Genomic DNA, 23,642 nt, shown 5'->3' with positions numbered 1-23,642 from the left:
CTAAATTCAGCAATGGGCGAAACCAATCTCCACCATTTGCTTCGCAACCTCTCACCGGTGTTGCTGCCCGATGCGTATTTCTTTATTTCACTCCCAAAAGTTTCGCACGAATTGCTCGCGCTTCAACCTTTTGCAATCATTCAAGAAACAGAAGGAACGACTTTGGTGGTGAATGAACAATCGCTTGAAGCATTAAAAGAGAATAATCACATTCAACAAATTTCAGCTCCTTATCGCGCGATAAAACTTTCCGTTCACTCAAGCTTAGAAGCAGTTGGGCTCACCGCCGCCGTGAGTTCAGCTTTGGCAAAAGAATCCATTGCGGCCAATATCATCGCCGGGTTTTATCACGACTATTGCTTTGTGCCCGCTCTTAAAGCAAATGAAGCCATACAGATTCTTGAAAAACTTCAGCAACAGCCGAAGGATAAATTGACCTGAACAAATGCAACCATAAATTTGAATTGAAGCAACTAAAAGATTGAACCAATAACAAACCGTGCACGGAGGCAGTATGGAAGAAATTCTAACAAGTGTTTGGGAAAGCGTATTCTATGGCATTTTTGGCGGAAACTTTCTTTATCTGATGCTTGCACTTGCTGCGCTGTTCAGGGCATTCACTTATCGCAAACGAAGCAAAGCCATTGAAGTGGCAAGCGCCGAGTATCAACAAACTGTTGATTCGCAAAAAGAAACGGCTGCAAGCGTGGCGGGTGCAGAGGAAAGGCTGGGTCAACATCTTTGCCATTTCGGGGAAAACCCCGACGGCAGTCCGCGAACCATTCGCACCGGCCGCTATGAGCTTCACGGCGAAACCGACGGAATTCGGTGGCGAATGGAATCATTCATCAGGCTCAATAGTGCTAACTATGATAATAAACCGACAACACATGTCTATCGACTCGATGAAATGGATTTAAGCTTAAAGTTTACCTGTGAAAGCATTTCACTCTCGCCCGGCGAATTTCTGCTCATTATCTCCAGTCCTTCAATGAAAGGTGCTACACAAATCGCGCCATCAGAAGGGAGTGGTATTTTTGGAAAAATTGTTGCTTCGGCCATTCAAACTGCGGCTTCGGCGGCGATTTCGTTTTACACCAAAGGGTACTTTGGCGATGAAGGAAAGAAGGTGAAAATCAAAGGCTCGCCGGCGCATGTCTCACAAAACCCGGAATTCGCAGAAAAATTCTATGCCGTGGCGTCAACCCTACGCTTGCTTGAGCGTACGCTGACGGGTGAATTCGAGCGATTTCTTTTGGAGTGGCGAGAAAAGGATTTTGGATTTGTGAAGGAATCGGCGATTGACCAACACGGGATCCTCTTTACGGATAAAGGGCTTACGCTTGGCGCGCAATCCGCCATTATCGACCCCGAAAAAGCTGAGATTCTCGCGCGCTACGCCGCTGAACTGTGTAAACAATTGAAACGAGCGATTTAAGAAAAAAGCTGGTTAGTTTCGAATGAAAGTAACGCGGGAAATCAGGTTATTCGTAATCTCGTAGATTACAACCACCGTGAGCGAATTCGACTGCAATTTTCCTTCAGGGGTTTTGGAAGTGAAAGTCGCGGTTTCCTGATCAATCACTTTATTGCCAATGGTGATTCGCTTTGAAATTTTCGCTTCTAAGACTTCAAGTGTTTTGAACATCCCGCCGTAAACCGAGCGTAAGCCGTCTTTGCCTTTCATTGTAACCTTACCGGAATATTCACATACCTCAATACTATCGTGATAGGTGGCAAGGAAGGCTTCGATGTCGCGTTTGTTGTAGGCTTTCAGCTGGGCTTCAACAACGGTTTCAGGTGTTTGTGAAATGCCTTCTTTAGCAAATGTCGTACTTGCAATCAGGAGCAAAAGAAAAACTTTTTTCATATCAATGAAATGAAATCGATTAAGAGAAAATCTTTATCTTTTATTTAACCAAAACAAATAATACAATGATAAAAAATAACATCCATCTTTTCATGCTCCTATTGGGCATCTTTGTATTTTCTCATACGCTTCACGCACAGCCATTTACAAATTCAATGCCCTTTACAGGGACTTCTTATGTCGAAATCCCGCATATCTCGGCCTATAATTATTCGAAACAATGGACCTTGGAAACTTGGGTCCGAACCGACACCATTTTAAGTTCCAATTGGCAAGCGTTGATTTCAAAAGAAGCAGTTCCCAACCGTCCCCCAAGCCTTTGGATTTATGAGAATGTTGGGGAAGTTTGGTTTACACCCAACGAACGGCAAATCGGGTCGGATTCAACCATCAAAACCGGCGTTTGGACACATTATGCTGCGGTATTTGATAGTTTGAAATTAAGCGTCTATTTCAATGGAAAATTTATTAAAGAAACCCTGACAACGTCGCTTCCTGATACCAACACAGCCAATCTTTTTTTAGGCCAACGCGGCGATAACTTATTCTTTCTTTATGGCAGTATGCAAGAAACTCGGGTGTGGCGTGTCGCTCGAACTGCCACTCAAATTGCCTCAGCGTGGAGTGATTCGCTCAGGGCATCAACCTACACTTCTCCGGATAGCGGCCTTGTTGGGTATTGGCGTCTAAATGATTGGCAAAACGGCACGGTAATCGATTATTCAATCAATAAAAATAACGGTACGGTAAAAAACTTTGGTGTTGCGTCGGCAAGAATTAATGAATCAAAAGCATTGGGGTTTGAATTGAGTCAAAATTTCCCGAATCCTTTTAACCCGAGTACGGTCATTCGTTACAACTTGGCAGAACGGGCAACGGTGAACTTGGTTGTTTATGATGCTTTAGGGCGAGTGGTTACAACCTTAGTAAACAGCGCTCAACCTGCGGGTCGTTACGAAATTCCTTTTCAAGCAGGGAACTTAAGCAGCGGCGTTTATTTCTATAAGCTCACCGCAGGGAACTTTACTTCAACGAAAAAAATGGTGCTTATCAAGTAAAAAAAGTCAATAAAGCCCCGAATCCATTTTGGGTTATTATTTAACATAAAAAATTGAAAGAGTTGGTCACCCTCACCGCTGAAGGGCTATACTGAAAAAAAAGGCGATTTCCACCACAACCGGAATTCGGGCAATTCAAAAGCGGCTCGGCAATTTTTCGGACACTGCAGTCCTATATGATGAAAAGCGTCGCTTTGGTGAAAGTGAAATAATGGAAAAAATAAATCTTGAGAGATTCCCAAGATTTTTTAATAAGGGTTTATATTAAAAATTAATCAAATGAATTCATTGAATTGAATTCGACCCTATGAATTTGTATAAAAAGCAGCAATTGATTTTTCTCCACTCCGAGTTTTCGCTTTGGGCATCAATCGGAATCATTGGGGTTTATACTTTCCTTTCCCTTTTTGGATCAGCGAATTTTCCAATATTAGATGACTTCACTTTAATTGATTTTCTAAACCGAATCAAAGGGTAATCAACATTAAGTGAAACATTTTCTTTATTATTTTCTCCGCATAATGAACATCGAATTGTAATTACAAGACTATTTTTTTTATTTGATCACGCTTTATTTGGAGAAATTCATTTTCAGCGAATCATTTTTTACGGATTGCTGCTTCATTTATCAGCCTACCTCTGTTTTGTTTCACTTCTTAAGGAAATTGAAATCACAAATGAATTGATATCAAAATCCCCTTGGATAATTATTATTTGTACAATCTTTTTCTTTCACACCGGTTCAGCCGAAAGTATGCTTTGGGCAATGGCAAGCATCCAATCGTCAGCAGTCCTTGCGCTCCTTGTTCTTACAGCATATTGGCTAAATCATAAATCTCAGTATGGATGGGTAATCGCACTACTTTTTTCATCTTTAGCGCCTTTTGCACAAGGAAATGGTCTGCTTTTACCTTTTTTGGTTGCCTTTTACTTTGCGATGAATAAAAAATATTGGGCGCTACTCATTTCCATAATTTTATCATTGGGTCATCTCGCTATTTTTTTATCCAAACCATCTTCATCAGAAATTCAAATTTCCTTCGATCAAATAACATCGATGATGATTTTCAGTTTTTCATTTTTAGGAAGTGCATTTTCAATTGGAGGAAATAATTTTCCTACTCTTACCCTTATCTCACTTATCCCGTCGGTTACGATTGGGGTTTTGGTATGGGTAGTGGCAATTGAGGGGTTGATTCACCAAGAAGAAAATGAATTAAAACGGGTTTGGAGAAATCCATTCTTCTTTATGGTCATTTTCTTTTTGGGGACGTCGCTATTGGCAGCACTCACTCGAAGCCAATTTGGTCTATCTCAAGCAATGGTTTCGAGATACCATATTTACTCATCTTTCACACTCCTTTCAGCAGGGTTTTTATTGATTTCAATCAAAGAAAAATTTCAATTTCTTTTGAAATATCGCCAATATCAAATACAGGTGATTTCGGCAATTTCAGTAATTCTATATCTTTTTTCGTTTATTTTTTTCCTTCATTTTTACACACGGTATTATGCCGGAATTCGAAGACAAGAAATCCTTTTCCCAAACCGAGAAGAAGCCATTCAAATTCTCGACCAATCCACTTCAAAGGGCATTTTTATGCCATTTACGAATAAAAAAAATTAAAATTGATTTTGTAGGTTGGGAAATGGCTTTCAAGGAAATAATCAAGTGTAATAATGGTCACCGTCACCACTGAAGGGCTTTACTGCAAGAAGGGCAATTTCCACATAGACCCGTGGAGACCTGTTCCAACCGCCATCATTACGCATGCTCATGCCGACCACGCACGACCCGGTCACACGCATTACTTCGCTACGCCAACCGGACTCCGTGCAATGCAAAAGCGGCTCGGCAACATCAGCGGAACCGCCGTTCCTTATGGTGAAAAAAAACGCTTTGGTGATGTTTGGGTGTCGTTTCACCCCGCCGGGCATGTGCTTGGCTCCGCACAAATCCGCATCGAAGGGAAAGATGAGAATGGCCGCGAATCCGTTTGGGTTGTTTCGGGCGACTATAAACGCACGCCCGACCGCAGTTGCGAGCCTTTCGAAGTTGTGCAATGCGATACCTTCATCTCCGAAGCCACGTTCGGGCTCCCGATTTATCAATGGCAGAATACCGCCGAACTCGCCAAAGAAATTGTGGATTGGGCAAAAGGGTATAACGGCCCGAGCCTTGTTTTTTGTTATGCTTTCGGAAAAGCACAGCGATTGCTCGCCGAATTTGCTTTGCTCGATACACCACCGATTTATCTTCACGGTGCTGCCATCGCCCTTTCGGAACTATACCGCGAATGTGGCTACACGCTCGCACCCTTCTCTCCAGCAACCTTACCCGCGGGTGGAGGAAGAAAGAAACAAAGCTTCGGGCAATCGATTATCTTAGCGCCGCCTTCGACACACCGCTCGGAGTGGATGAACCGATTTCAAGACCCGCAAACGGCCTTTGCCTCGGGGTGGATGGCAGTTCGTGGAAAGAAGAAGCAACGCGGCTACGACCGCGGCTTTGCAATCTCCGACCACGCCGATTGGAACGACCTCGTGAGCACCATTCTTGCCACCGGTGCGAAACAAGTGTATATCACCCACGGACAATCGGATGTGCTCGCACGCTATCTCCGCGAAATCCACCACCTTAGCGCTGAGCCGCTTGAAACGCTCTTCGAAGGCGAGGGGGAGTAGGAAAATTCCAGTGAAAGAAATTCTTTTTGAATCGAATAGAAATCAGCCTTAGCTCTGAAAAAAACTCTAAATTTGGTAATCATTTGGAATAATTGTAATGTTTTCATGTGAATATGTATCAAATAAGCTTCAATAATTTTTAAAGAATTATGAATCAAATCAAATCACCGGTAAAAGTCAGAAAGGTGAAGAACGAATCCGCTGTCGTTAAAAAGCCTAAGAACATCGAAAAGAAAAAGAAGATTGATTATTCTCATGTTGAAAAGACTTTTGGAATGTTTGAAGATAGAAAAGAAGAAATACTCCAGTATTTGAAAGAATTAAGAAATGAAGAATGAAGTATTTATTTGATACTAACATTTTTATTTATGCGACTGCAAAAGAACCTGAAGTATTACCTTTTTTCGCCTTAGCATTCCTTAACAATAATGAATGTTTTTACTCACGAGTAACACGTATTGAAATATTGTCATTTCCTTTAGCAACGAAGCACGATGAGATACTTCTAAATAACTTGCTCAACCAATTTTTTGCGATTCCTATTAATAAGCAAATCGAAGATCTTACCATTCAACTTCGCCGCAAAAAGAAAATGAAATTGGGAGATAGCATCATTGCCGCTTCTGCTTTATTCACAGAATCAACCCTGATAACCAGAAATGAAAGGGACTTTGAAGCGATTCCAAAGCTTAAACTCCTCAATCCCTTTGCAAGTCAAATCAAATAACTTTGCGCCGCTTCGCTGAACTCATTGACCGCTTAGATGCCACCACCTCCACCAAAGAGAAAACCGCACTCCTCAAAGCCTATCTTCTCTCCGTCACGGAGCAAGATGCCGCGTGGGCGGTCTATCTTTTCTTAGGCAAACGCCACAAACGCGTGCTCACCTCGCGTGACTTATTGACCTGTTTTCTATTGGTAATGTCTGCCAAAGAAATTCCAATGCCATCTTGGCTTATCGACGAATGTCAGGCCGCCGTAGGGGATACCGCCGAAATGATTTCTCTCTTGCTTCAAACGGTAAGCCAAAGAGGCGCCGATTTCGCTCAAATATCACCCACGAAATCCACTGAAGAAGAAAGTCTTGCCGTGTGGATGGAAGAAAGAATCCCAGCACTTGCCAAGCAAACCGAAGCCCGGCGAGCCGAAACGCTTGCAGCGTGGTGGGCTGGGCGTTCTCAACGCGAGTGTTTTGTGCTCAATAAACTCATCACCGGAGGGTTTCGGATTGGCGTTGAAACCCTGATTCAGCGAGCGCTTGCTGAGGCGTATGAGGTCGATGAAGCGCTTGTAGCGGAGCGGCTATTCGGCGACTTTGAGCCGCGCGCGTCGTTTCTTCACTCCTTGAAAATCCCAAGTACGGAGCACCTGACACCTTACCCGTTTTATCTTGCAAGCCCGCTTGATCTTAAAGAATTTGAAACGGAGAATCCGCTTGATTTTGCGGCAGAGTGGAAGTGGGATGGCATTCGCGGGCAATTGGTGAAGCGCGGCAATGCGTGGGCATTGTGGTCGCGCGATGGTAATTTGCTCACCCAAAACTTTCCCGATTTCGCCTCGCTTGGTGAAGCCTTACCAAGCGGAACGGTGCTCGACGGCGAAGTGGTGGTGTGGCGCGAAGGCGCCATACGACCATTCCAACAACTTCAAACCCGCATTTCGCGCAAGAAAATTCGCCCTGCCGATTTGAAAGATTCACCCGCCGCGTTTATCGCCTACGACTGTCTTGAGTGGGAGGGAAAGGATGTTCGGCAAAATGTTTTTATCGAACGGCGAAAACTGCTTGAAGAAATTATTGTAGCGCATTCAATGCAACATCCGAGGTTGCAACTTTCGCCGTTGCTTAAATTTGCCACGATTGAAGCCTTGCATGCGCTATGGCTTCGGGCTAAGGAAGAAAAAGCGGAAGGCTTGATGCTCAAGCGCAAAAACTCGGCATATCTCTTTGGAAGAAAGCGCGGCGATTGGTGGAAGTACAAAGTAAAACCAATGACACTCGATGCCGTGCTCATTTATGCCCAAGCAGGTCGGGGAGGGCGAGCGGGGCTTTTTACCGACTATACCTTTGCACTTTGGAACGAAGCAAAAACCGAGCATGTCACTTTTGCAAAAGCGTATTCCGGACTTTCGAATGACGAGATTCGCGAATTGGATAAATGGATTCGCGCCAATACCAAAGAGCGTTTCGGGCCGGCGAGAGCCGTAGAACCGTTGCAGGTTTTTGAAATTGCCTTTGAAGGTATTGGCCCATCAAAACGGCATAAATCAGGCATCGCGGTTCGCTTTCCTCGTATCTTGAGATGGCGGTTAGATAAATCGGCGGGTGAGGCAGATTCGCTTGTTGAAGCAAAGGCGCTCATGAAACTATTTTGAGATTGTAAAATTTTCCCTTAGATTCCTTTACAAACATACATTATCATCGTTGTATCCGGATCGAGGTAAAGGCAGTTTCCCTAAAAAACCTTCGGCAGTCAGCATCACTATCATCCAAAACTATTTATCGACTATGGTTCGACTTTTATTGATTTGTTTTTTCATTCTGCTGACATTACCACACGAGACCTTCGCACAAAAAGCGAAGAAAAGCAAAGTGGCCGTGATGGATACGCTCGGCAAGCATCTTACCGATCTTGATGAAAAGGCCGCTTACATCGAAGAATATCAATTAAAAAGGTTTGGAAAATTTGTTTCACGAAGAGACGCTCAAACGTTAGTCGTAACTCTCAGAAATAAAGAAGAGATTGAATTGGTCTCAAAAGATGAAGCCGGTGAAGCCTACTACTTTTATGATTTTCTCCCGTCTATCAATTGCTTCGCCTTTCAATTCAGAAACAAAGAACGCCGCCAGTACCTCTTGGTTCGAAAAGACAATGGCAATAAAATGATGTTTGATGTTCTCCCAATAATCTCTCCCGATAAACGAAGATTAGCCACCTTTTCATTTTACCCACAAAACCCCGATCTGCTTAGCCGAATTCAAATTTGGAATGTTGCAGGGAAAGTACCCAAACTTGAAAAGCAATTGCTCTACAATTTTGACGAAGATCATTGGCAAGACCAAGGGCTAACCATTAAACCAAAATGGGTTAAATCGACTCTACTCCAATATGAAGTGGCCTCAAAGAATTTCAAAGCCACCAAGCATATTGAAAAGAAGAAAGATGATTGGAGTCATGTGGTGTTTGTGACAAGAATCGTGAAGAAGAAGTAAACGATTCGATTTTTTAGAAATCAAATTACGATATCCTTAGCCCCTTTTCCCCGCGCTGAATTCGCGCTTCAGCCGCTCAACAATCTCAAGCGAGGTTTCATTCGAAAGACTCCCGCGCATCGTTCCCAACCGCTCAATCATCAACGGAAAGGCTAAAGGCGAAGGCCTCTCGGTTTCTTGAAAAATCAAACGGCTGTTTTTCATTCGCTCCAAACACGCCTCTAAGCGCGATTTCTCCAACTGCTGTTCCAAAACCTCTTGCCGTGCCTGTTTCAGCAATAAACTCTCCGAGTCGTAATCATTAAAGACACGAAAAAGCAACTGCGAACTCGCCTGCAACTGCCGCTGAGCGCGCTTTTCGCCCGGGTAGCCATTAAAGACGAGCCCCGCGACTTGCGCAATTCCCCGAAACTGCCGGTTCGCCAATTCCGCCATATTCAAACTGCGCTCAATTTCCTCGCCAAGCCGCTCGGTAGCCAGAAAATGCGCCGAAAAAAGCTCCTGAAACGGATAATCGTGAGGGCCTAAAATCTCAAATCCGTAATCATTAAAGGCGAAATTGAATGTCCCTTTAAGCACTTCGGCAAAACGAAAAGACCATAGTGCCGCGATTCCCTCGTGAACAAACCGCCCTTCAAACGGGAAGACAAAAAGATGCCGCCCTTCCTTTGAACTGCATAGCTCCATCAGCACCTCCCGCTCGTTTGGAATTTGTGAATAACGCCGTTGCGCGTCGAATATTGGCTTGAGTGCCGTTCGTTCCGCTTCGGTGAGTGAGCCGGTAGGTGAGGCAAGTTCTTTTCGCAAAAACGCACTGAGTGAAGGGGAAATCGGCAACCGTCCTCCTGCCCACGATGGCGCAATCGATGAATTTTTCGACGCGAGTTTCACGATGGCGTTCAAGTCTTTCACCGTCACAAGTTCCAACATTTTTCCTGCAAAGAAGAACGCATCGCCTTCTTTGAGCTTTGCGATAAAACTTTCTTCAACGGTGCCTAAGGGCTTTCCGCGTTGAAATTTTACCGTCATTGAAGGCGTCGAGAGAATTGTGCCGATACTCATTCGGTGAAGCCGTGCAAGCCGCGGGGTCGCGATTCGCCATCGCCCCATATCAAATACTACTTTTTTATACTCGGTGTACTTTTGGAGAGATCGCCCGCCGGTAGTAATGAATTCAAGGCACCATCGAAATTCTTCATCGGTAAGGCTTTCGTACGCATGCGTTTTTCGTATGGCATTTAGCACTGCGCTTTCATCGAACCCATCCCCACATGCAAGTGTAACAAGATGCTGAATGAGGCAATCATAAGGTTTCTTTAGCGGCACGCGTGATTCAATTTCCCGTTCTTGAAGCGCGTGGCGATATGCCCCAACTTCTAAAATTTCAAGCGCATTGGTGGGCACAAATAAAATCTCTGAGGTCTTTCCGGGTTGATGCCCTGAGCGACCGGCGCGCTGCATCAATCGTGCAAAACCTTTTGCGGAGCCAATTTGTACCACACGTTCAACGGGCGCAAAGTCCACCCCTAAATCGAGCGACGATGTACAAACCACCCATTTGATGACACCGAGTTTCACACCCGTTTCGATGCGCTCGCGCTCTTCGCGGTCGATACTGCCGTGATGAAGAGCCATCTTGTGAAAGAATTTTGGAAGTGCCGCACTAAGCTCTTGATACCACCGCTCGGCTTGATTTCGTGTGTTGGTGAAAAGAAGAGTCGATGTTTTAATCTCCAATGTTTTTAGGAGTTCAGGCAGCATGACAAGCCCCAAGTGCCCTGCCCACGGAAAGCTATCGGTGCTTTCGGGCAGAAGCGTGTGAACATGAATTTTCCTTGATTCCTCCGATTGAATTATGGTATAGGGATTGCCCGAGCCGACAAGGGTTTGCGCCGCTTCGCTCAGATTGCCGATCGTTGCTGAAAGCCCCCACGTTTGCATATTGGGTGCGAGCATTCTTAATGCAGAAAGACAAAGCTCGGTTTGAACCCCGCGTTTGGAACTTAAGAGTTCGTGCCATTCATCAATAATGGTGCATTGCAGCCCGGCAAAGGCGATTTCTGCATTGGGATAGGAAAGCAAGATCGAGAGCGATTCAGGCGTGGTAATCAAAATTTCAGGGAGGCGTGTTTTTTGCTTTTGCCTTTGCGAGGCACCGGTATCGCCGGTGCGCGACATGACTGTGAGCGGCCATCCGAGTTCTTCAATTGGGCGTTTGAGCGCACGCTCAATATCGCGCGAAAGCGCGCGAAGCGGGGTAATGTATAAAATCTTTAGCCCCGGGGCGGTAACTTTTGAAGAGGCTTTCAGTGCTGCCGCAAGAAAAATGGAATAGGTTTTTCCGGAGCCTGTTGCTACAGAAACTACACCGCTTTTCCCCGCATGATAGGCTTCCCACGCTTGTGTTTGAAAAGGAAGCGGCTTCCACCCCTGCTTGTGAAACCAAGTTTCAAGCGGTGTGTGGGGCGGTTGAATAATTTGTGAAGTAGGTCGTGTAATAGGTGTATGAAAGTCTTTCAAGACTGGAAATGATCAATAACCCATTGAAAAAGGGTTGGTGAAAATGAGATAATGCAAACAACTTGCGCTAAAAAAGTGTCAAGTTTCGAAAAAAACGGCATTTATGGAGTTGAAATTATTCTATATTGATATATCAAGAAACCAACAAAAGTGCAACAAATTTCATTTTATGAATAAATTTTTATCGCTCCTTTTTCTTTTTTTATCCTTCGCCTCGATTGCCACTGCACAAACACCGTCCTTTTCAGCCCCAACCTATGTGGGTGTTGGGAGTCAACCGAATGCCGTATTTGTGGCAGATGTGAATCATGACGGGCGACCTGATTTTCTCACGGCAAATTTTGCTGGCAACACTGTCTCTGTGCGTCTTGGCGATGGCGCTGGAGGTTTCAGCGGCTCAACCAATATCAGCGTTGGTTCGGGCCCTCGCGATGTTTATGTGGAGGATGTCAATCATGACGGCAATTTAGACTTGCTGACGGCGAATACAAGCGGTAGCAATGTCTCGGTGCGCTTAGGTGACGGCACGGGCGATTTCTCCGGATCAACCAACATTGGCGTTGGTTCTGCTCCACGCAGCATATACTTGGCGGATGTCAATCATGACGGCAATTTAGACTTTCTTACTGCGAATGCATCAAGTAACACGGTCTCAGTGAGGCTTGGCGACGGCACAGGCGATTTCACCGGCTCAACCAATATCATCGTTGGCACAGCGCCTTTCAGCATTTATGTTGCGGATGTGAATCATGACGGCGATTTAGATTTTCTTACCGCGAATCAATCAAGTGACAACGTCTCGGTGCGGCTTGGTGACGGCACGGGTAATTTCACCGGCTCAACCAACATCTCTGTTGGGCTTATTCCAAGAAGTGTGTTTGTGAAAGATATTAACAATGACGGGAATTTAGACTTTCTTACAGCAAACAACGGTTCTAACACTGTCTCAGTGAGGCTTGGCGACGGCACCGGCGGTTTCAGCGGCACAACTGAAATCAGTGTCGGCTCATCAATAAATAAGTTCTTCGTTGATGATGTCAACCTAGATGGACAGCCAGATATTATTACGGCAAATTTCGGAAACAATACCGTCTCTGTTCGGCAAGGCGACGGCACGGGTAACTTTACAGGCTCAACCAACATTGGCGTCGTGAGCGGCCCTTATGGAATCTTTGTCGCCGATGTCAATTCAGATGGCAAACCCGATATTTTAACCGCTAACCTGAACAGTGATAATGTTGGGGTGTTGCTCAATACAACGAGCGTTGCACTAAATCCCTTTGGCACTGCGAGTAGCGTAAGCCTTGGAGAGCTTCCAAACAGCGTTACAATTGGCGATGTGAATTTAGACGGCAAACCCGACTTTCTTACTGCGAATGATGCGAGTAACACAGTCTCGGTGCGGCTCGGCGACGGCACGGGTGGATTTTCGGGTAGCACCGACATCGGCGTCGGCTCGAACCCCTTCAGCATAGCGATTGGCGATGTCGATTTGGACGGCAAACCCGATTTTCTCACTGCCAATCCAACTGGCAACAATGTCTCAGTCCGGCTCGGCGATGGCACAGGCGGATTTTCGGGTAGCACAGAGATTAGTGTGGGCACGGGTCCGCGAAGCGTGGTGATTAGCGATGTGAATTTGGATGGTAAGCCAGATTTTCTCGCCTCAAACGTCAGTGACAACACCGTTTCGGTACGGCTCGGCGACGGCGCAGGCGGATTTTCGGGTAGCACAGAGATTAGCGTGGGTACGGCTCCTCAAAATGTGGCGATTGGCGATGTGAATTTAGACGGTAAGCCTGATTTCCTTACCGCTAATTTTATTAGTACTGTCTCTGTGGTTCTTAACAATGTTGTAGCAGTCGGTCCGAATGTTCCTGATGCGAATTTTAGAAACGCTCTCATTACTTTAGGGGTAACCTTTGATGTTTCGAATAATATTACCAATCCAGCTTTTGCGGCAGGAATTACCGAATTATATCTTGGAAGTTTGGGCATTAGTGACTTAACCGGAATAGAAGCCTTTACGGGATTGGTTACTCTGATTTTAGAAGTGAATTCTTTAACTACATTAAATGTCTCAGGATTAACTAATCTCCAAACACTTAATTGCCAAAGTAATCCTAGCTTGGCAACATTAAATATCACTGGGTGTACCTCGCTCGAATTTATTAACGGGTCTTCTTGTGATATCGCTACAATTGACGGTTTATCTTCAATTACTTCACTGACCGCGATTAATTTATTTGGAAACAACTTAACATCATTAGATGTCTCAGGTCAAGTCGCTCTTAGCACATTAGAATGCGCCGGCAATCCTTTGCTTGCGACAATTACATTGCCTTCACCGGCGAATTCGCTTACAATCTTAAATGTGAGCGAAACCGCAATCACAAGCCTTGCCCCGAATGCGCCAGTATTAAATTCTCTTATAAGCGGCGACTGCCCAAATCTCGCGACTATCGATGTCTCACAAGCGTCAGCAATCACACTTTTACTGGCATTTCGAAATCCACTTTTAACGACGATTGATGTTTCCAATCTCACGAACCTCGATCAATTATCGGTTGGGCAGAATGCCCTTACCGCTCTTGATGTCAGTAATAATCTTGAACTCACGCAACTTTTTTGTTCATCCAATAACATTTCAACACTTAATCTTTCACTGAATACAAAACTCACCCGAATTGGATGTAATAATCAAGGTTCAAGTTTAACTTTAACCTCATTGACCCTTCCCACACCTAACGATTCACTTCGTGAATTATCTTGCGGAGGAAATAGTAATATCACATCATTGGATGTAAGTGGGTACCCAAATCTTGAAATTTTGGGGTGCTATGGAACCGGAATTACATCTCTTGATTTATCTGCGAATACGGCGCTCGTCACCCTTGATGGTGCACAATGCCCTTCACTAACGACCCTCACGCTCCCCAATACAAGCACACTCACAACCATTCAGTGTTGGGATTGCCCGATTACCGCTTTGGATGTTTCTGGGTTAACCGGCCTAACTTTCTTAGACTGCAGGATTACGCAAATCAATTTTTTGGATGTGGCAAACAGTACATCACTCACGACGCTCGATATTTCCGGTAACCCGACGCCCTTTTATCTCATTGTGCCTTCATTGCCCTATAATCCCGGAACCTTTACCGATACCTCGCCGGCTTCCATCAAATACTTGGGCAGCGACCTTGAAGTGCCCGATGCCAATTTCCGCACGGCATTGATTGCAGAAGGCGTAACCTTCAATATGAGCAATAGGGTAACCAATTTGCCGTTTGTGGCGGGGATTAATGAACTAGATGTTAGCGATTCAAACATTCTTGATTTGACAGGTATTAAGCTCTTCACAGGTCTTATTACACTTTACTGTGACTATAATTATCTTACTACACTTGATTTGAGTGGAAACACATCTTTAGGAGTTTTAGGCTGTGATGTCAATCTTCTAACTTCTTTAGATCTTTCAATGTTACCCTCATTGCAACTTTTATACTGTTCTGGAAATGCACTTACTTCATTAGATCTCAGCAATAACCCTTTATTACAAACACTTTCCTGTCAAGTCAATTCGATAACATCACTAGACTTATCGGCAAACACTGCGCTTATTGAAGTTTATGCTCATGATAATGACTTAACTACGCTTACGCTTCCTTCAACAAGCACTTTAGGGACATTGTTCTGTGCGGGAAATTCTTTAAATACCCTTGATGTCTCATCAAATTCAAATTTATCTAACTTAAGATGTTCTGCTAATCTTTTAACTTCTTTAGATGTTTCCTCAAACGCCAATCTCACTTACTTAGATTGCTCGCTGAACGATTTAACCACATTAACACTGAACAATCCGAATCTTACTTTTTTAGCTTGCGGCGATAATGACCTTACCTCCATTGATGTTTCAACCTTGACAGCGCTCAATGATCTTCGCTGCCCAAATAATCTTTTACCCAGCCTTGATGTCAGTTCCAATACAGCACTTACTTACTTGGATTTTGGGACAAACCCAATCATATCGATTGATGTTTCAATGCTTTCTGCCCTTACATTGCTGTATGGCAACAATACCGATTTAACAACCCTTGACCTCACCGGAAATCCGAATTTGGTGACCCTTCGCTGTAGCGAAAGTAATATCGCTTCCGTAAACTTAACCGGACTTTCGTCGTTATCTGATTTGCGTATCCAATACAATGCTTTAACAACTCTCAATCTAACGGATAACACAACATTGCAACTTGTGGATTGCAGTTTCAATTCACTTACCTCGCTCACGCTTCCAAGCACTTCCACCTTAACCAACTTAATCTGCAACGATAATCCACTGACCACTTTGGATTTATCGCCCGCTACAGGGCTTATCGAACTGGCGTGCTTTAATAATCAACTTACCGAGTTAGATATTACACCCAATACGGTTCTTGAGTCATTGGATATCCAAGGAAATCCCACGCCTTTTTTCTTAACGGTTTCAGCCTTGCCTTTTCCTTCCGGTTCAGTTACGACCTTTTTTGATACAGCTCCGGCATCTTATAAAATCGGACCAAGAGAAGTGCCTGATGAAAACTTTAGAAATAAATTAGCAGCCGATTATGGAATCACTTTTGACGGAGCAAATTTTATCACCAATCCTTCAGCAGCCGCGGCAATTACAGACTTATCATTAGGTTTTAGTGGCATAGTAAATTCAACAGGGCTTGAAGCCTTTGTTCGTTTGGAATCCATAAACATTGGAGATAATTCTCTTACCACTTTGGTTACTTCAGGCAATCCATTTTTAAGAGTGTTGGATTGTCATGAAAATCAAATAACATCGCTTGATCTCTCACAAAATCCCTTACTTGAAGAAATATATTGTTATGATAACCAACTTACCGAATTAGACCTCAGCGATTTACCGCTTCTTAATCGGTTGAACTGTGAGTTTAATTTGTTGAATGTGTTAAACACAGGGGCAAACCCGTTATTAGATAACCTCCGTGCAGAAGATAATCCTCTTGCAATTGTATTAACAGCCGACCCAGCACCAACAACTTTACAAGTTGATTTCGGGACAATTACCGATTTCTTGCGCTCTGAAATTATTAACCCAACCATCCTCGATGGGCAAACGGGCGGGTTTATCATTGGCAAAACTGGGGCTATCATTCGTGTGGCAATCAACTCAAATGGTGGCGATATTCCCCTCACGACTTTCGCCGGAGTCTCCCCAACCATCAATGGCTCATTGCCTTTAGGGGTTCCGGGAATTTCTGCCGATAAATATTGGAGCCTCACCACGCCAAGCTATACGATGAATTTCGACCTCGTTCTTGATCTTACACCCATCACAGGTGTTACCAACATAAGTACTCTTCAACTGCTTCGCCGCGATGATGAAACGGCATTTTGGGAAAGTGTTAATGACTACGGCTTTGTGATTTTCGACTTCAAAGGAAATTATATGATTGCAAAGAATATGTCATTGCTCGGCGAGTTTGCCATCGGCACCTTAGGCGATAACCCACTACCCGTTGAACTGACTTCGTTTACAGCGAAAGCAACTGAAACGAAAATTTCACTTCAGTGGGCAACGGCCTCCGAGCGGGATAATCAAGGCTATGTATTGAAACGCGCTCTCACCGAATCGGGGCCTTATGAAACCATTGCCGATTTCCGTACTCATCCTGCACTCCGCGGCGCAGGGAATGCTTCCGTTGGAAAATCCTATCAATACGAAGATGAACGGAGTCTAAAGCCCGGCACGATGTATCACTACAAACTTTATGATGTGAGCTATTCCGGTGTGGCCACGGAGCACAAGCCGATTTCGGTTCGTACGCCGTATCAATTTTCATTGGATCAAAATTACCCGAATCCATTTAACCCTTCCACCACCATTCGCTATCAAATCGCCGAAGCCGGGGCTGTGGTGCTGAAGGTGTATGATATTTTGGGGCGCGAAGTGCAAACGCTTGTCAATGAGCGCAAAGAAGCAGGGCAATACGAGGCGCGGTTCAATGCGTCGCAGCTTTCGAGTGGTATTTATTTTTACGCCATACGTTCCGGAAAAAACACCGCGACAAAGAAAATGATGCTTGTGAAGTAATTCATCTTCTCAGTTAGAATTAAAAAGACGCCCACGAGGCGTCTTTTTTTTGGTGTGTTGGTTTTACTAATTCTATAAATCTTCAAGAAAATCCAAGAAAAAAACGGTTCGGGGAAGAGTGAAATAAATTTGTGAAATTTGAAGATAATTTGTAAAATCAAGAATCGAAGGCGCTAACCACAGGAAGGCTTTGATAATAATCCATAATCCCGATTAACGCCCTAATTACTTCTCACAAATAAATCTTTTTTTTTCCATTCTTTTGGTTCATTTTTATTAACTCAAACGATTAAAAAAATGGCGATTCCTACAGTTCCAACCGCGTATTCTGATGAGGCATTTGCCTCTTTGCAGAAAAGGGTCAATGACCTTGCGAGCAGCCTAAGTTTTACCTCGACGCTTTCTTCGGTCGAAATCAAAAGACTGAAAAAAGTGGGCGATAGCAGCATTGATTATTTGAATGACTGCCAAAGTGCCGTAGCTCAATTTCCAAATGTGATGCCAGCAGATTTCGACAAAGCCTCATTTGAAAATGCCGTGCAACTGTTCTCGCAGGCAGAGTCGCTTCTCTTGCAAATAGAGCAAGTTCACAAGACCATCAACGACCTTCGTTTGGTAGCAGCGAATAAGGCGCGCGCTGAAGCGGATACAATCTATAACCAATTTAAACTTGCCGTTAAAAAGAACGCTTCACTAAAACCGATGGTAACGGAAATGGGAGCAAGGTTTAAGAAACAAGGGATGCGGAAATCCGATTCAAAATAATACTGATAAAATAAGAAAGGAAGAAAGGAGAGAGAAGATGAAAATTGCTCCATTTTTAACAGTATTACTTTATGAAAAGTTGATACATCGGTCGTCAATTTAATGAATTGCGTATGAAAAAGTAATACAGAAGTCACTATTTTTGTAACACGAGTATGAAAATGTAATACAGCGGTCATCGATTTTATGACTTGCGTATTAAAAAGAAACACAGCAGTCACTATTTTTGTAACAAGAGTATGAAAATGTGATACAGAGGTTGTGAATTTGAAGACTCGAGTATAAATAATTCAAGCAGAAGTCGATTGCCGTTTTTAATTCAAAGTCTTAGAAATATCAATAAATTAAATTGTAATTATTTTTAAATAATAATCATATGAATAAATTTTTTTTAGTTGGGTTTATCAGTTTAATTCTTTTTTCAGCCTGCGGGTCTAAAGAAATTCAAAAACCGATTGAAAAAAAGGTTTCTGACAGCACGGATATTCGTCTCGTCGGGGTCTGGGAAGGTATGGAAACAGACTATCAAAAATTAGGTATGCAAAAACATTGGATGCAACAGCGCTTCGCAGATGGTACTTATGTAATTATGTTTGTAGCCATCGAGAACGGTAGCGGAAAAAGAAGTGTGGAATACGGCAAATGGTGGGTGAAGGATGGGATATTTTACGAGCAATGTTCAAGTTGTAAAAAATCCGACTCTTATCAATATTCATTTTTATCTGATAGTAACGAAACCTTGAAATATAAATTAATTACTTCTCAAGAAAAATTCGCCGATGAGAACTATGAATTTTTAGAGTTTAAAGTTAACTTAAAATAAAACATTAAAAAATGAAAAAGCATTTTTTTTTAATTGCTTTAATTGTTCTTCTTCCCAGTAGTATTTTGGCACAAACCATTTACACGAAGTTTGGTGGAGGTTATTACTTTGGTGTGACAGAAGGATTTCCTGAGTTTGGAAGTGGATTCAGTAACACCATTACAAATTCTGGAACAGGAATCCGATTGAACGGATCGGTTGGTTATCACCTTTCTGAACTTATCAGTCTGGAAATTGATGGTTTCTACTTTAGCGGGAGAAGTTCTGGGTTAAGTCAATATAAAACAATTGGCTATGGTTTTTCACCTTTTATTGTATTAAATAAGAAATTAGAATCTATTCAATTGTACTCGCGATTAGGTCTTTCTTTGAATAATATGGACTTTAGCCCCTCAGGGTTTCGTTCGGGCTTCAAATTCGGTTTTGGGTTTACAGGTGGGCTTGGTCTTACTTATCCCATTCAAAATCTATTTGGAATTTTCATTGAAGCAAATGGGAATTTAATTGATGGTGGAACTATTCCTTATAGTAACTTTGGAACTTCGATTGGTATTAAAAAAGATTTATAGGATATGAATATGAAAAAGGGAATTTTTCTCGCAATTAACTTATTATTTTTCACTACACAATTAGAAGCACAAAAACTTTCTCTTAGTTTAAGTAGTGGTTATCATTTGCCAATTCTAAAAGAAAATGACTCATTTCTATTGGACAATGAGTCGGGCTTACGCTATAATGCAGGTTTAGCTTATCGAATAAACAATATTTTTCAAGTTCAATTAGAAGGGAGTTTGATAAGCAGCAATATTTTGGATCAAAGATATGAATATAAAACCTCAGGCCTCATCTTAATTCCAAGTACCAAAATATTCTTTATCAATGATAATATTGAATTATACACAAGAGCAGGAATGATAATTAGTTTTGTAAAAGTTGAAAGTAAATTTACTCCTAATTCCGAAACAACAACTTTTTCATCAAAAAATGTTCCTACATTAGGATTTATTTTTGGTATAGGTGTTTCAAAAAAAGTTGCAAATTTTCTTGAGATTTATTCTGAATTAAATGCAAATGTATTAACCGTTCGATCAGATTTTCAACAAACAAACTCAGTGACAAGCTCAAGTTTTAATTCTTTCTCATTAACTTTCGGCACTAATCTTCTTCTTTTCTAATTTTTTTATCTCCCTTTTCTTACCATATCGCAAGGAGATTATGTGTTTTTGCCCGTGTCGCCCTAATCTTTTCGAAGTGCTGAAACCACCTTACGAGGCTACTGTTTCTCGCAAAGCCGCGAAGACGCAATAATCCTTTGTGCTCTCTGTGGTTTTTCTCAGTGACCTCCGTGTTTCGGATTTAAAAACACAAAGTTCACAAGGCAAGTACTCGAATCACACGGAGATAAAACAAAAAAATGTCAGAAATCTCCAACCTTCCCCACGCTTGAGATTTCCCAACTTTCTTGAAACCGCGTTGCTTCGTTTGAAATGACATGCCTATTGGTTGGTCATTCCGGCTTGTCCGGAATCCTGCAAGCCACCAAATAGAAGTGTATGTCATTTCGAGGATTGAAGATGCTCGTCAAGTTCGCTGTGAGAAATCTCCGATTCCCCGCGCACTGGAGATTTCTCACTCTGCTAAAGCTCCGTTCGAAATGACATGCCTTTTGGTTGGTCATTTAGTCAAGCAACACGCGTTCGGAATCCTGAATGCACTTCTATCATGCAAGAATTTGCTGTTGCAAAGTTGCGTTTTGAGAAATAAATTCTGCTTTAGAACACTGCCCTTAAGCGTTAACAACAATTAAAGTAAATGGAAACCGAAAATATCAGAGCGGAGCGGAATCGAACGCTTACGGTTGATGCCGTGGAATACCCACGCTTCGCCTCGAAGTTGGTTCGGGTGAAAGATGAAAGTGAACTATCTCTCGATGCTGTTCTCAACAATACGCTATGCGGCGATATGCTCCCCATCGTTGAAAAACTCCCTGAAAAAATTGCTGACCTTATCATTCTTGACCCGCCCTACAACCTCAGCAAAAATTTCAACGGGTTTCAATTCAAAGAAACGGATACCGAAAATTATCGCGCCTACTTAAGAACGTGGTTTCCACAAATCGTTCGGCTGCTCAAAGATACCGGCTCGCTGTATCTCTGCGGCGATTGGAAGTGCACCGCCGCCCTGCAAGAAGTAATGGAAGCGCATTTGGTGGTGATGAACCGAATTACTTGGCAGCGCGAAAAGGGACGCGGCGCACAAAGCAATTGGAAAAATGCGATGGAAGACATTTGGTTTGGGGTAAAGGATAAAAACAGTTACCACTTCGATGTCGAAGCCGTGAAAATGAAACGCAAAGTGATTGCGCCTTATAAAATAGACGGAAAGCCAAAAGATTGGGAAGAAACCGAGGACGGGAATTTCAGAATCACATTTCCCTCTAATTTTTGGGATGATATCAGTGTGCCGTATTGGTCGATGCCCGAAAATACCGACCATCCCACGCAAAAGCCGGAAAAGCTCATCGCGAAACTCATCTTAGCCTCTTCCAAAAAGGGCGATGTGGTGCTTGACCCGTTTTTGGGGTCGGGAACAACGTCGGTGGTTGCAAAAAAACTGGGGAGAAACTACATCGGGATTGAATTGAATGAGGAATATGGCGTTTGGGCAGAAAAGCGTTTGGAATTGGCTGAAAAGGAAACGGGTATTCAAGGCTTCGCGGATGGGGTGTTTTGGGAGAGGAATAGTTTGAAATTTAAATTGAAAAAGGTTAGAAATTTTTATGAAAAATAATTCAATAGATCTTAACAAGATTTATGTAGGTGATTGTTTAGAAATAATGAAACAATTGCCAACAAATAGTATTGACTTAGTCGTTACATCACCACCTTATAACCTAAAAAATTCTACAGGAAACGGCATGAAAGATGGGCGTGGCGGTAAATGGAAAAATGCATCATTAGTAAATGGTTATAGTCATCATGATGATTGTATGCCACATGATGAATATGTAAAGTGGCAAAGAGAATGTTTGACCGAAATGATGAGATTAATTAACGATGAAGGGGCGATTTTTTATAACCACAAATGGCGTGTGCAGGACGGTTTACTGCAAGATCGTGAAGACATAGTTAAGGATTTTCCAGTTCGTCAAATAATTATATGGAAAAGGAAGGGAGGTATAAATTTTAATCCCGGTTATTTTCTTCCGACATATGAAGTAATCTATATGATTGCAAAACCGAAATTTAAACTTTTACCAAAGGCTAATTCTTTTGGAGACGTTTGGGAATTCAAACAAGAAATGAAAAATGCTCATCCCGCACCTTTCCCTGTCGCTCTAATCGACAGAATCATTTCATCTACAAGAGCAAAACTTATTTTAGATCCATTTATTGGGTCGGGTACGACCGCTTTAGCAGCAATTATAAATGGAAGAAATTATATCGGTATTGATAAGTCACCTCTATATGTAGAAATGGCGGAAAAAAGGATTTTAGAATTTAAGGAAAGATCATTTATTACATTCAGTGAAATGGAGGAATTTAATGGCAGTAATTGAAGAATTACAAAATCACTGGCATAAAGTTTATTGGTTTTCAAGAATGCTAATAAGTGGTGATAAATATGGATCTATTGGTAAAAACAACAAATTATTATTAGAGATAACATCTAGTTTAAAAATTATAAGTGAATCATTTAAGAATAAATCGGAAGTTTTTATTCATCAAAAAAGGACATTAAACGAAATTTTGAGAAGAAAATTTGAAAAATCTTCCTCAAAAAAAATGAGAATTGAAAAATTATTGGAAGATTTAAATGATGATATTCAGACTTACGATGAAATGAGTGCATTTATTTTAACCTGTGAACAAGTTGTAATGCCTCTTAATCAGGCAATTTCAAATATTCCAAGTAATGATAAAATATATACAGAATCGATTGCTAAGGCTTTTTTAGATATAAATGGTTCAATTGGTCTTGCAACAATTATTAATTTATGGGATGATTTAGGAGTAAAGGGCTGTTTGAATGCTGAAAGGACAGAAATAATAAAAGCATTTGGTTCTTTAAGAGTTTTCCTTAATGATAAGTTAAATCTTGGTAATTATGATCAAGACATTATTCTGACTGCCTTTTGTCAAGAATTCGAACGGAGAGCAGGCCAAAAAAGAAAATCACGAGCGGGGGGAAGTTTAGAAGATGTTACAGATTTTATTCTTGATTATTACGGCATTAGTAGAGCAGAGGCACCAAGTCATTTTCAAGCAGATTTAGAAGTTGACAATTGGGTCAAATGTAGAGATGGATGGGTTATAGGAATATCCTGCAAAAGAACCCTTCGTGAAAGATGGAAGAACATAAGCAGTTCAAAAGAAATATTCAGCAGATTTAAAGTGAAATATATTTATCATGTAGTGACCTTCGATGAGGATTTGTCTGATGATAAACTGACTCTTCTCGGAGAACAAAGGCAAATATTTTTCTTGCCAGACAATAGTAGAAAATTAAAATACGCAAGCCAGCATGTGGGTTTAAAGGATTATGTTAGACCTATTTCTGAATTTATCAATGAGATTAAAAAAGAAACTTAATAAAAAAAGTCAATTTAA

21 protein-coding genes are annotated in these 23,642 nt (G+C 42.2%); 18 read left to right on the top strand and 3 right to left on the bottom strand.

Annotated features, from left to right (window positions below; genetic code table 11):
* Positions 1-12 precede the first annotated feature (12 nt).
* Entirely contained in the window at positions 13-441 is a 429-nt protein-coding gene (locus SFU91_14100) for an ACT domain-containing protein (GenBank protein ID MDX2130163.1), read from the top strand.
* Between the two features lie 73 nt (positions 442-514).
* The gene (locus tag SFU91_14095; protein ID MDX2130162.1) at positions 515-1,438 is read left to right on the top strand and encodes a hypothetical protein; all 924 of its coding nucleotides are present in this window, start codon (positions 515-517) and stop codon (positions 1,436-1,438) included.
* A gap of 12 nt (positions 1,439-1,450) precedes the next feature.
* On the opposite strand, the gene SFU91_14090 is transcribed toward SFU91_14095, so the two are convergent.
* Positions 1,451-1,870 carry a nuclear transport factor 2 family protein gene (locus SFU91_14090; GenBank protein ID MDX2130161.1) on the bottom strand — a complete coding sequence of 140 codons (420 nt, stop codon included), beginning with the start codon at positions 1,868-1,870 and terminating at the stop codon, positions 1,451-1,453.
* Positions 1,871-1,935: 65 nt separating this feature from the next.
* Here SFU91_14090 and SFU91_14085 point away from each other — a divergent pair, with 65 nt between their 5' ends.
* The 8 genes from SFU91_14085 (at position 1,936) to SFU91_14050 (ending at position 8,824) form a co-directional block, all read left to right on the top strand.
* Positions 1,936-2,928: a LamG-like jellyroll fold domain-containing protein gene (locus SFU91_14085; GenBank protein MDX2130160.1), complete on the top strand. Its 993-nt coding sequence runs from the start codon at positions 1,936-1,938 to the stop codon at positions 2,926-2,928.
* Positions 2,929-3,235: 307 nt separating this feature from the next.
* Positions 3,236-3,406, top strand: a complete 171-nt coding sequence (locus SFU91_14080) for a hypothetical protein (GenBank protein MDX2130159.1) — start codon at positions 3,236-3,238, stop codon at positions 3,404-3,406.
* Positions 3,407-3,541: 135 nt separating this feature from the next.
* Positions 3,542-4,555: a hypothetical protein gene (locus SFU91_14075; protein MDX2130158.1), complete on the top strand. Its 1,014-nt coding sequence runs from the start codon at positions 3,542-3,544 to the stop codon at positions 4,553-4,555.
* 53 nt (positions 4,556-4,608) lie between these two features.
* Positions 4,609-5,613 carry a ligase-associated DNA damage response exonuclease gene (locus SFU91_14070; protein ID MDX2130157.1) on the top strand — a complete coding sequence of 335 codons (1,005 nt, stop codon included), beginning with the start codon at positions 4,609-4,611 and terminating at the stop codon, positions 5,611-5,613.
* A 149-nt stretch (positions 5,614-5,762) separates the two neighbouring features.
* Positions 5,763-5,951, top strand: coding sequence for a hypothetical protein (locus tag SFU91_14065; protein MDX2130156.1), 189 nt, complete (start codon positions 5,763-5,765; stop codon positions 5,949-5,951).
* The gene (locus SFU91_14060; GenBank protein ID MDX2130155.1) at positions 5,948-6,340 is read left to right on the top strand and encodes a type II toxin-antitoxin system VapC family toxin; all 393 of its coding nucleotides are present in this window, start codon (positions 5,948-5,950) and stop codon (positions 6,338-6,340) included. Before SFU91_14065 ends, SFU91_14060 begins: the two co-directional genes overlap by 4 nt.
* Positions 6,341-6,342: 2 nt before the next feature.
* Positions 6,343-7,986 (top strand): ATP-dependent DNA ligase, encoded by a 1,644-nt coding sequence (locus tag SFU91_14055; protein ID MDX2130154.1) that lies wholly within the window; start codon positions 6,343-6,345, stop codon positions 7,984-7,986.
* Positions 7,987-8,119: 133 nt separating this feature from the next.
* Entirely contained in the window at positions 8,120-8,824 is a 705-nt protein-coding gene (locus SFU91_14050) for a hypothetical protein (GenBank protein ID MDX2130153.1), read from the top strand.
* Between the two features lie 36 nt (positions 8,825-8,860).
* On the opposite strand, the gene SFU91_14045 is transcribed toward SFU91_14050, so the two are convergent.
* Positions 8,861-11,344, bottom strand: a complete 2,484-nt coding sequence (locus tag SFU91_14045) for a ligase-associated DNA damage response DEXH box helicase (GenBank protein ID MDX2130152.1) — start codon at positions 11,342-11,344, stop codon at positions 8,861-8,863.
* Positions 11,345-11,513: 169 nt separating this feature from the next.
* Between SFU91_14045 and SFU91_14040 the strand changes: the two genes are divergently transcribed.
* From SFU91_14040 to SFU91_14020, 5 genes are all read left to right on the top strand, one after another.
* Positions 11,514-17,444 carry an FG-GAP-like repeat-containing protein gene (locus SFU91_14040; protein ID MDX2130151.1) on the top strand — a complete coding sequence of 1,977 codons (5,931 nt, stop codon included), beginning with the start codon at positions 11,514-11,516 and terminating at the stop codon, positions 17,442-17,444.
* 297 nt (positions 17,445-17,741) lie between these two features.
* The gene (locus tag SFU91_14035) at positions 17,742-18,209 is read left to right on the top strand and encodes a hypothetical protein (protein MDX2130150.1); all 468 of its coding nucleotides are present in this window, start codon (positions 17,742-17,744) and stop codon (positions 18,207-18,209) included.
* Between the two features lie 376 nt (positions 18,210-18,585).
* A complete protein-coding gene (locus tag SFU91_14030) occupies positions 18,586-19,032 on the top strand; it encodes a hypothetical protein (protein ID MDX2130149.1) in 447 nt (148 codons plus the stop codon).
* 11 nt (positions 19,033-19,043) lie between these two features.
* Positions 19,044-19,601 (top strand): hypothetical protein, encoded by a 558-nt coding sequence (locus SFU91_14025; protein ID MDX2130148.1) that lies wholly within the window; start codon positions 19,044-19,046, stop codon positions 19,599-19,601.
* Between the two features lie 3 nt (positions 19,602-19,604).
* Positions 19,605-20,207 carry a hypothetical protein gene (locus SFU91_14020; GenBank protein ID MDX2130147.1) on the top strand — a complete coding sequence of 201 codons (603 nt, stop codon included), beginning with the start codon at positions 19,605-19,607 and terminating at the stop codon, positions 20,205-20,207.
* 196 nt (positions 20,208-20,403) lie between these two features.
* On the opposite strand, the gene SFU91_14015 is transcribed toward SFU91_14020, so the two are convergent.
* Positions 20,404-20,592, bottom strand: coding sequence for a hypothetical protein (locus SFU91_14015; GenBank protein MDX2130146.1), 189 nt, complete (start codon positions 20,590-20,592; stop codon positions 20,404-20,406).
* A gap of 252 nt (positions 20,593-20,844) precedes the next feature.
* Between SFU91_14015 and SFU91_14010 the strand changes: the two genes are divergently transcribed.
* The 3 genes from SFU91_14010 to SFU91_14000 are packed head-to-tail and all read left to right on the top strand — an operon-like array spanning position 20,845 to position 23,624.
* On the top strand, positions 20,845-21,822 hold the full coding sequence (locus SFU91_14010) for a DNA methyltransferase (GenBank protein ID MDX2130145.1): 978 nt from the start codon (positions 20,845-20,847) through the stop codon (positions 21,820-21,822).
* The gene (locus SFU91_14005) at positions 21,812-22,591 is read left to right on the top strand and encodes a site-specific DNA-methyltransferase (protein ID MDX2130144.1); all 780 of its coding nucleotides are present in this window, start codon (positions 21,812-21,814) and stop codon (positions 22,589-22,591) included. Before SFU91_14010 ends, SFU91_14005 begins: the two co-directional genes overlap by 11 nt.
* Entirely contained in the window at positions 22,578-23,624 is a 1,047-nt protein-coding gene (locus SFU91_14000) for a hypothetical protein (GenBank protein MDX2130143.1), read from the top strand. The genes SFU91_14005 and SFU91_14000 overlap by 14 nt, the downstream gene beginning before the upstream one ends.
* Positions 23,625-23,642 lie beyond the last annotated feature (18 nt).

This window comes from Chloroherpetonaceae bacterium (assembly GCA_033763895.1).
Lineage (GTDB): Bacteria > Bacteroidota > Chlorobiia > Chlorobiales > Thermochlorobacteraceae > JANRJQ01.
The sequence above is the reverse complement of the archived record's forward strand: the minus strand, read 5'-3'. Positions and strand labels throughout refer to the sequence as shown.

Bases quoted from the DNA above. Each gene is read 5' to 3' on its own strand.
- SFU91_14095 (MDX2130162.1), top strand. From the start codon at position 515: ATGGAAGAAATTCTAACAAGTGTTTGGGAAAGCGTATTCTATGGCATT.
- SFU91_14080 (MDX2130159.1), top strand. From the start codon at position 3,236: ATGAATTTGTATAAAAAGCAGCAATTGATTTTTCTCCACTCCGAGTTT.
- SFU91_14000 (MDX2130143.1), top strand. From the start codon at position 22,578: ATGGCAGTAATTGAAGAATTACAAAATCACTGGCATAAAGTTTATTGG.
- SFU91_14030 (MDX2130149.1), top strand. From the start codon at position 18,586: ATGAATAAATTTTTTTTAGTTGGGTTTATCAGTTTAATTCTTTTTTCA.
- SFU91_14040 (MDX2130151.1), top strand. From the start codon at position 11,514: ATGAATAAATTTTTATCGCTCCTTTTTCTTTTTTTATCCTTCGCCTCG.
- SFU91_14020 (MDX2130147.1), top strand. From the start codon at position 19,605: ATGAATATGAAAAAGGGAATTTTTCTCGCAATTAACTTATTATTTTTC.
- SFU91_14085 (MDX2130160.1), top strand. From the start codon at position 1,936: ATGATAAAAAATAACATCCATCTTTTCATGCTCCTATTGGGCATCTTT.
- SFU91_14090 (MDX2130161.1), bottom strand. From the start codon at position 1,870: ATGAAAAAAGTTTTTCTTTTGCTCCTGATTGCAAGTACGACATTTGCT.
- SFU91_14100 (MDX2130163.1), top strand. From the start codon at position 13: ATGGGCGAAACCAATCTCCACCATTTGCTTCGCAACCTCTCACCGGTG.
- SFU91_14070 (MDX2130157.1), top strand. From the start codon at position 4,609: ATGGTCACCGTCACCACTGAAGGGCTTTACTGCAAGAAGGGCAATTTC.
- SFU91_14035 (MDX2130150.1), top strand. From the start codon at position 17,742: ATGGCGATTCCTACAGTTCCAACCGCGTATTCTGATGAGGCATTTGCC.
- SFU91_14060 (MDX2130155.1), top strand. From the start codon at position 5,948: ATGAAGTATTTATTTGATACTAACATTTTTATTTATGCGACTGCAAAA.
- SFU91_14025 (MDX2130148.1), top strand. From the start codon at position 19,044: ATGAAAAAGCATTTTTTTTTAATTGCTTTAATTGTTCTTCTTCCCAGT.
- SFU91_14005 (MDX2130144.1), top strand. From the start codon at position 21,812: ATGAAAAATAATTCAATAGATCTTAACAAGATTTATGTAGGTGATTGT.
- SFU91_14050 (MDX2130153.1), top strand. From the start codon at position 8,120: ATGGTTCGACTTTTATTGATTTGTTTTTTCATTCTGCTGACATTACCA.
- SFU91_14010 (MDX2130145.1), top strand. From the start codon at position 20,845: ATGGAAACCGAAAATATCAGAGCGGAGCGGAATCGAACGCTTACGGTT.
- SFU91_14065 (MDX2130156.1), top strand. From the start codon at position 5,763: ATGAATCAAATCAAATCACCGGTAAAAGTCAGAAAGGTGAAGAACGAA.
- SFU91_14015 (MDX2130146.1), bottom strand. From the start codon at position 20,592: ATGACATACACTTCTATTTGGTGGCTTGCAGGATTCCGGACAAGCCGG.